Annotated in this window: 8 protein-coding genes and 2 pseudogenes; 6 read left to right on the forward strand and 4 right to left on the reverse strand. The window is 48.9% G+C overall.

Annotation, left to right across the window (positions count from 1 at the left end):
- Positions 1 to 93: 93 nt before the first annotated feature.
- Positions 94 to 1272, forward strand: coding sequence for a hypothetical protein (locus RMO35_RS13335; RefSeq protein WP_309741788.1), 1179 nt, complete (start codon positions 94 to 96; stop codon positions 1270 to 1272).
- A gap of 184 nt (positions 1273 to 1456) precedes the next feature.
- On the opposite strand, the gene purQ is transcribed toward RMO35_RS13335, so the two are convergent.
- On the reverse strand, positions 1457 to 2113 hold the full coding sequence (purQ, locus tag RMO35_RS13340; RefSeq protein WP_309741789.1) for a phosphoribosylformylglycinamidine synthase subunit PurQ: 657 nt from the start codon (positions 2111 to 2113) through the stop codon (positions 1457 to 1459).
- 195 nt (positions 2114 to 2308) lie between these two features.
- Complete coding sequence (gene purS / locus RMO35_RS13345) at positions 2309 to 2569, reverse strand: phosphoribosylformylglycinamidine synthase subunit PurS (RefSeq protein ID WP_309741790.1); 261 nt, start codon at positions 2567 to 2569, stop codon at positions 2309 to 2311.
- 286 nt (positions 2570 to 2855) lie between these two features.
- Here purS and RMO35_RS13350 point away from each other — a divergent pair.
- The 5 genes and pseudogenes from RMO35_RS13350 to RMO35_RS13370 all read left to right on the forward strand — a co-directional run.
- Positions 2856 to 3227: pseudogene (locus tag RMO35_RS13350) on the forward strand (Fur family transcriptional regulator); the annotation flags it as partial.
- Positions 3228 to 3316: 89 nt separating this feature from the next.
- Complete coding sequence (locus RMO35_RS13355; protein WP_396134919.1) at positions 3317 to 4447, forward strand: glycosyltransferase family 4 protein; 1131 nt, start codon at positions 3317 to 3319, stop codon at positions 4445 to 4447.
- A gap of 128 nt (positions 4448 to 4575) precedes the next feature.
- Positions 4576 to 4926 carry a hypothetical protein gene (locus tag RMO35_RS13360; protein ID WP_309741793.1) on the forward strand — a complete coding sequence of 117 codons (351 nt, stop codon included), beginning with the start codon at positions 4576 to 4578 and terminating at the stop codon, positions 4924 to 4926.
- Positions 4916 to 5248 (forward strand): YtxH domain-containing protein, encoded by a 333-nt coding sequence (locus RMO35_RS13365; protein ID WP_309741794.1) that lies wholly within the window; start codon positions 4916 to 4918, stop codon positions 5246 to 5248. Before RMO35_RS13360 ends, RMO35_RS13365 begins: the two co-directional genes overlap by 11 nt.
- Before the next feature lie 60 nt (positions 5249 to 5308).
- A complete protein-coding gene (locus RMO35_RS13370; protein ID WP_309741795.1) occupies positions 5309 to 5680 on the forward strand; it encodes a DUF948 domain-containing protein in 372 nt (123 codons plus the stop codon).
- A gap of 293 nt (positions 5681 to 5973) precedes the next feature.
- Here the strand turns inward: RMO35_RS13370 and RMO35_RS13375 are convergent, their stop codons facing one another.
- Both RMO35_RS13375 and RMO35_RS13380 read right to left on the reverse strand, forming a co-directional pair.
- Positions 5974 to 6519, reverse strand: a complete 546-nt coding sequence (locus RMO35_RS13375; RefSeq protein ID WP_309741796.1) for an RNA-binding protein — start codon at positions 6517 to 6519, stop codon at positions 5974 to 5976.
- Positions 6520 to 7204: 685 nt separating this feature from the next.
- Positions 7205 to 7467: pseudogene (locus RMO35_RS13380) on the reverse strand (ATP-dependent helicase); the annotation flags it as partial.

A 7467-nucleotide genomic window follows, 5' to 3' on the forward strand; every position in this document is an offset into this window, starting at 1 on the left:
AGTGACACACGTCATACTTACTTACTGGATTTAGCGCGTACAGTCGTTATGTAAGCAATTATCAGCTCACATTCTCAGGGGAAAAACAATACCATGAACGCGCATCATCACTGTCTGCCAGCTACTAGTAGTCGCCAAAAATCGAATGTAGTATTACTATCTAGCAAGCAGCCCTTACCCGACATGTTAGTCGAAGCCTTACAGTCACAGGTAAAGGCGAGTGCAGAGCAGATTAAAGATGTGGCAAATCGGATTGCGGTGGAAGTCGATCGGATTTGTGCCAAAAGCGAGCGAATTCAACAGTCAGGGATCGGTGAATCTTGGCGCGTGGGACTGGCACGTCACCGAGTATCCAAATGTCTTTATTATTACCAACTGGGTTCTAAACAGGGACGGATCGAATTGCACAGTCATCTGAGCTCGATCGTTTACCGTTATATTACGATTCCCCAGTCGCAGCTAGGATTTCAAGCCAGATACTCTTTGATTGAAGACTTTTTGCAAGAGTTTTATACTGAGTCTCTCAAAGCTTTTCGGCGCGAGAATGCTCTCGGTGATACTTATACGCCCCGGAGCTTACTCCAATTGGCAGAGTATATGGTCTTTTGCGAATGTTATGCCAAACGCCGGATTCATCTGCGGTTTGGGAGCAGTCAACAGTTATTAGTCCTCCGCGCTCAAACTTTTGCCAAACGTCAGCCTAGTGAGACATCAGTAGACATCGAGCAAGCTTTTGAAACCGCACGAGACGAAGACGGCGATGCTGGCTCGAAATTGATGCAGCAAATTCGTGCCAAGATGGTGTCGGATAATGTCGATGCGACCGATGGTGTATTACGCGATCGAGTAATCGAAGAATTGATCGCTTATTTAGAAGCCCAAAATCAATCTGCTTGTGTTGATTATCTATTACTAAAAATGGAAGATCTCTCAGCACCAGAAATTGAAAAAACTTTGGGATTAACCACCCGCGAACGCGACTATCTCCAACAAAAATTCAAGTATCACATCGAAAAATTTGCCCATGTTGCCAATTGGGAATTGGTACACCAATGGCTAGGAGTAGAGATCGATCGCAAGCTCGGTTTGACAGATCGTCAGTGGGAAATCTTTGCCGCACAATTATCGATCGAGCAACAATCGCTCATGCAGCTCAAACAAGCCAATCACAGCAACGAGTCGATTATGAAAGCGCTCCGCTTAACTGAGAAAAAATTTCAGCTCCGCTGGTCGGAATTGCTGCAATTAGCCGCACAGATTCGGAATGAGTGAGGAGATGGGAGATGGGAGTTGGGAGGGGTAATGGGTAATGGGTAAAAGGTAAAGGGTAATGGGTAATGGGTAATGGGTAAGAGGTAAAAGAACGATTCACAGTCTCCCAGTCTCCTCTTCTCCCCGTCCCCCAGTCTCCCAGTCCCCTCGTCCCCCAACTCCCAACTCCCAACTCCCATCTACCCTACCCCACCTGATTTTTAAACAAATGAATACCATCACTGCTACCCAGGAGGGGATCGGCGGCGCGTTCGGGGTGGGGCATCATGCCGAGGACGTTTCCGGCTTGATTGCAGATGCCAGCGATATTATTGAGTGAGCCATTCGGATTGGCGCCAGCGTAGCGAAACAAGACTTGCCCGTTGGCTTCGAGTTGAGCGAGGGTGTCGGGATCGGCATGGTAGCAGCCTTCGCCATGCGCGATCGGGAGGGTAATCGCGCTATTGTGACTATAGCCCTGAGTCCAAATAGAGTCAGTCCGCTCGACTTGCAACGGCACCCGATCGCAAATAAAGTTGAGATCGCGATTGCGAACCAATGCTCCAGGCAATAATCCTGCCTCCGTCAGCACCTGAAAACCATTACAGATACCCAAGACATATTTACCCGCCTCAGCATGGGCGACAACTTGTTTCATAATAGGTGAAAATTTCGCGATCGCACCACAGCGTAGATAGTCACCATAACTAAATCCACCCGGCACCACGACGACATCAACATCATGTAAGTCGGTTTCTTCATGCCAAATCGTGCGCGTAGGTTGTTTGAGTAAATCGCGGGTGACATACACCACATCGCGATCGCAGTTTGAGCCAGGGAAGACAATTATTCCGAATTTCACAATAAGTTAGGAGATGGGAGATGGGAGATGGGAGATGGGAGATGGGAGATGGGAGATGGGGGGACTGGCAGTTCGGCTGCCGCTCACTGACCAGGGGATGAGGGGACTGGGGGACTAAAGAGCCAGGGTGATAGGAGATGTAGAAATTGTTCCATTACCTTTTACCTTTTACCTTTTACCTCTTACCCCTAAAACCTAAAGCCTATCCGCCAGCTCCACTCGATAATTCTCAATAACTGGATTAGCCAGAAGCTGGTCGCACATGCGATCTAGTTGACTGTGGGCTTCGGTTTCGTCAGTGGCGGCGAGATTGACTTCGATATATTTGCCGATGCGGACGCTTTCGACATCAGTGTAGCCCATGTGGGCGAGTCCAGACTGGACTGCGGTGCCAGCGGGGTCGAGAACGGAGGGACGAAGTGTGACGTAAATGCGGGCGTGATATTGTTGCTTCAATGGAATCCCTCAACTTTGCGATAATTTAGATAGTGCCGCGATTACCTACGGTAGGCGTTGCCAACGTCGCAACTTAAATCTATCATCACCAATTGTAGACTAGTACTAACATCTGCTGTCAGTTGAATGCGATCGAGTGTCAATTTTGTAGAACACTAGTTTGAGAATTTCTCTGCGAACATATCAGTGCCAGCATTACTCACCCAGTCGTGGTAACTAAATCTCAATCCCAACCCTAACACCCCAACGCCCAAACCCCAAACCCTAAAGCCCAAACCCTAATCCTATGAAATCCGATCGAACTCGCAGCCAAGAACGTATTCTACAACTATTGAAGCAATGCGATCGCGCAATATCGGCTCAAGATATCTATGTCGAACTGCGGGCGAGCGATCGAGCAGTGGGGTTGGCGACGATTTACCGTGCTTTAGAGAGTCTAAAATTGGAGGGTGTCGTCCAAGGTCGCACATTATCGACGGGCGAATCATTGTATAGTTGTGTGCAAGCAGATCGGCATCATTTGACCTGCCTGCATTGTGGAGAGTCGATTCCGATCGATGAATGTCCAGTGGAACAATTAGAACACCGACTCGAATCGCTCCATCAATTTAAAATCTACTACCACACGCTAGAATTTTTTGGAGTATGTTTGACTTGTGGGTCGAAAGAAGTAAATAATAGTCGCGATCGTCAAGTTATTCATTTGCATCACCATCATAGCCACGATCGAACTACACAGGGGCCTGCATGACTTTTGAGAGTTTTATGAATTCAATCGGGGTTGCCGATCCGCACGGACGCGGTTGGCTCTCTGTAGTGCTAACTTTTATGTTTGCATGGATAGTAACCTACTTATTTATTCCCAAAGTTAGAACGTTCGCGCTCAAGGTGGGTTGGGCGGACGAACCCAACGCCCGCAGGCTACATCAAGAACCGCGTCCTAATGCGGGTGGATTGGCGATTTATACCGGGGTAATTGCGGCGGTTATTTTAGCTGGCTGTCTAGCACCGATCGTACTGGCAAAAGTCCAGGTTGCGGTGCTGGCGATTTTATTGGGTGGCTCGGTGCTGGTGTTAGTCGGTTTCATCGACGATCAATTTGGCGGATTGCCAGCACTATTTCGATTGCTCGTCCAAGTCTTGACAGCTCTATTATTAGTAGTCTGTGGCATCCAGATTCAGGTTATTTACTTTGGTGCGCCGATCGATGGCATTTTATCGATCGGTTTTACAGTGCTGTGGATTGTCGGCATTACCAATGCCGTGAATTTGATGGATGGTATGGATGGTTTGGCTGGCGGCGTAAGTTTTATTACGGCGATGAGTCTGTTGGCGGCGTCAGCTCAATTTGAAGCGCGAGCTGCTGCAACCCTCATCTGTGCGGGTGTGGCGGGAGCAGTATTGGGTTTCCTGCGACACAATTATCACCCCTCGCGGATTTTTATGGGCGATGCGGGAGCTTATTTTTTGGGCTATGTATTGGCGGCAACGAGTATTTTGGGCAATGCCAAGGTGACAACGGTAACTTCGTTAATTCCCACGATCCTGTTATTTCTCGTGCCAGTAGTCGATACCAGTCAAGTGATTATCAAACGTCTGCTATCAGGTAAAAATCCCCTGAGTACGCCGGGGAAAGACCATTTACACCATCGACTCTTAGCACAAGGATTTTCGCAACGACATTCGGCGGTAATTTTGTGGGCGGTGACTTTGGCTGGTGGGATAGTAGCGATGCACATGCAGGGGATCAGACAGATGGCGATCGTGGTAACGGCTATTGGGATTGCCATGCTACTGATTTTGACCGTGTGGTTGCGACTGCGCGCGATCGTGGCGATTCCAGACAAACCGACTCCGAATACTGATGAAAAACTCTAGTTTCCAGCACCATCGTGCGCGATTTAGTTCACTCCTGCCGATCGGTCGAGAGCGCGTAAAATGACTTTCTCTGGCTCGATCGGGATACTTGCAGGTATTTTATCATTCAGTGGATTTCTACCCTACTGGTGGGCAATTTGGCGCGGGCAGACTCGTCCAAATCGAGCGACTTGGTGGATCTGGTCGGTTGTCGGCGTCGCGTTGGCGGAGCCTATCGAGCCGCAGGTGCCGATGCGACGATGTGGGTACCGATTACCTATGTTATCGGGCCGCTAGGAACGAGTTTGCTAGCAATAAAATTTGGGGAGGGGGGCTGGACAAAATTAGATCGGATCTGTCTGGTGGGAGTAGGAATCGGTTTGATATTATGGAGACTAGATCTACTCGCTGTTGTGGCTCGGCAGCGCGAGCAGACGCAGAGCAATTTGAATTCATCCACCTTTTTAGTCCCACGTCGATACTATAACTATGGCAGGTAAAAATCGCGGTACATTTTTAGGTGGTGTCGTCCTCGGTACGGTCATTGGTACCGTGACGGGGCTACTAGTAGCTCCCCGTGAAGGACGAGACACGCGCAAGCTGCTGAACAAAGCGATGACAGCAGTGCCCCAAATGGCTGAAGATATCGCCAGTAGCGTGCAACTGCAAGCTGATAAGCTCTCGTCCGCTGCGGGCGATCGCTGGCATGATACACTCGATCGGCTGGCAGTAGCGATCTCTGCGGGCATTGTTGCCAGTCAATCCGTCCGCGAACCCAACTCGAACGACCGTCCTCACGCCACCAAGGAAATTGATGAGTAGCATTCTGGGTCATCGACCTAAATCAATTATCAATTATCAATTATCAATTATCAATTAATTTTGACATTTATCGATCCGGTGCTATTTCTGGGCTGCTCCATTCTGCTGGTTGCTGTAAGTTTGACAGCATTGGTAGTTAGTGCTTTTCCTGCGATTCAAGACTTATCTCGCGCCGCTAGAAGTGCCGAAAAGCTATTCGATAGACTCGATCGAGAATTACCGCCGACACTCGAAGCAATTAGGCTTGCAGGCTTAGAATTGAGCGATCTGGGCGATGAAATGTCCCAAGGTGTCCAAAGTGCCGCCACTGTAGTCCAACAAGCTAATCTCAGTCTGACGGAAGTCAAAAAACAAGCGGGGAATGTCCGCACCAATACGCGTAGTGTTTGGGTGGGAGTCAGAGCCGCTTGGCAAACGTGGCGGAGAGGGTAGATGGGAGATGGGAGATGGGAGATGGGAGATGGGAGAGGGTAATAGGTAATAGGTAATAGGTAATAGGTAATAGCCCGTAGGGTGGGCACTGCCCACCATCTAGGTTTCAGGCATTATCTATTTAATAAATATTTGCACCCACCTACTTAATAGAGAAATTTTCAGTCCCCCCGTCACCCCGTCCCCTCATCCCAACTCGCAAAAAAATTACCCGGTACATCAATGTCCCGAGCAATTAGTTAATTTACCTGCAAGCAATTGCAGTCTGTCGTCACTATTGAGGCGATATGCGATTAGAGATTACCAGATTCAGCCAATTTATCCTTGAGTTCGGCAAGCTTTCCAGCCCAGCGAGGATCGGGTTGGAAGTCACTATTAGTAGCGGTAGTGCTATGAGTGGTAATCGCTGCGCTCTTGCTACCATCTTTGCGACTGCCTTTTTTGGCACCGCCACCACTACGGCGGGGAGTACTGTCGCTAGCGCTAGCGCCACTGTTTTTATTACTTAAATTAGGTTTAGGAATGCTGCTGGGTTCTCTCGGAGCGGTGGATTCGCCTGGTTCGCTATCTTCATCATCTTGTCCTTTGGCTTTGGGTAAAGCTTTTTCGATTTTGATGGGTAGCTCTTGAAACATGGTGCCATTGTACTTTTCGATGATTTGGTCTGCTTGCTCGTCAGTTTCGACGGTAACAAAGCCAAATCCCCGGCACTTCCCAGTTTTGCGATCTTTGATCACTTTGACGGAGATTAGCTCGCCAGCATCGGCAAATACAGTTTCAAGTTCTTCGCGCTCCACATCTGATTTTGGTAAGTTGCCCACATATAAACGAATCGACATATCGAAATTCCTCCAGACTGGAATTAAATTAGCTTGCTTGCAGGGGTTTCCCCTGGGTGGGGATAGCCTCAATTTCGGGCGGACGAGAAACTGCTATAGAAGTGTCTTCGTATTCCAAATCATCGCAGTTGAGAGTCTCGCGGACATAGTGACAATCTTGGCACCTCGCCTTTAGCAGTTAACTATTTAGAGTAGCTGTTGCCACGATCGCCGCATCGCCGCCTGTGCATGACTCATCAGGCGGTGAATTAACTATCGCTGCTTGAGGATAAATTGGCACCGATAATGTCTGTCTCCTCAGTCCTCTATCTTAATGTTTTTTCACAAACTCGATGATACCCCTATTTAAATTATCACGTCTGGGCATAAGCGATCGTCAATACACCGATTGATTTAGTCCAGTTTGGCACGATCGACTCTCACCGGGGGCATATTAGTGCGACGAATATCGTGGGGTTAGGTCAGGGGTAAGAGGTAAAAGGTAAAAGGTAAGAGGTAAGAGGTAATAAATATTTCGATGTGTCGTTCTCTAGTTAGAGGTTGGAATTCCGGTTTTCGATTGCTAACAATCGAGAATATTCCAATCAAAAAGGTGGGCAATGCCCACCTTTGACAGTCGATTCAAATAGATCTGATTGTGACTGGTTAACCAGTGGCTGGATACATCGACCCAGCCCACTTGTGGTTAAACCCGTTCTTCGCTGCGATACCCACCGCGATTGTCGCGGCTGTCGCGGCTATCGCGTTCGTAACGGCTGCTTTCATTGCGAGGGCTGCTGTCGCGACGATCGTAACGACCGCCACCAGCACCGCTACCACCGCTGCGGAGGACTGGTTTGCCACCAGCACCGCCACCGCCACCACTGCGACGATCGCTACCACCGCGAGGTTTGTAGCTGTTGGAAGAGCGTTCGCGATCTTGGATTTGGGGTTCTTCCATATCCAGCC

The sequence above is a fragment of the Chamaesiphon sp. OTE_20_metabat_361 genome (genome assembly GCF_031364565.1).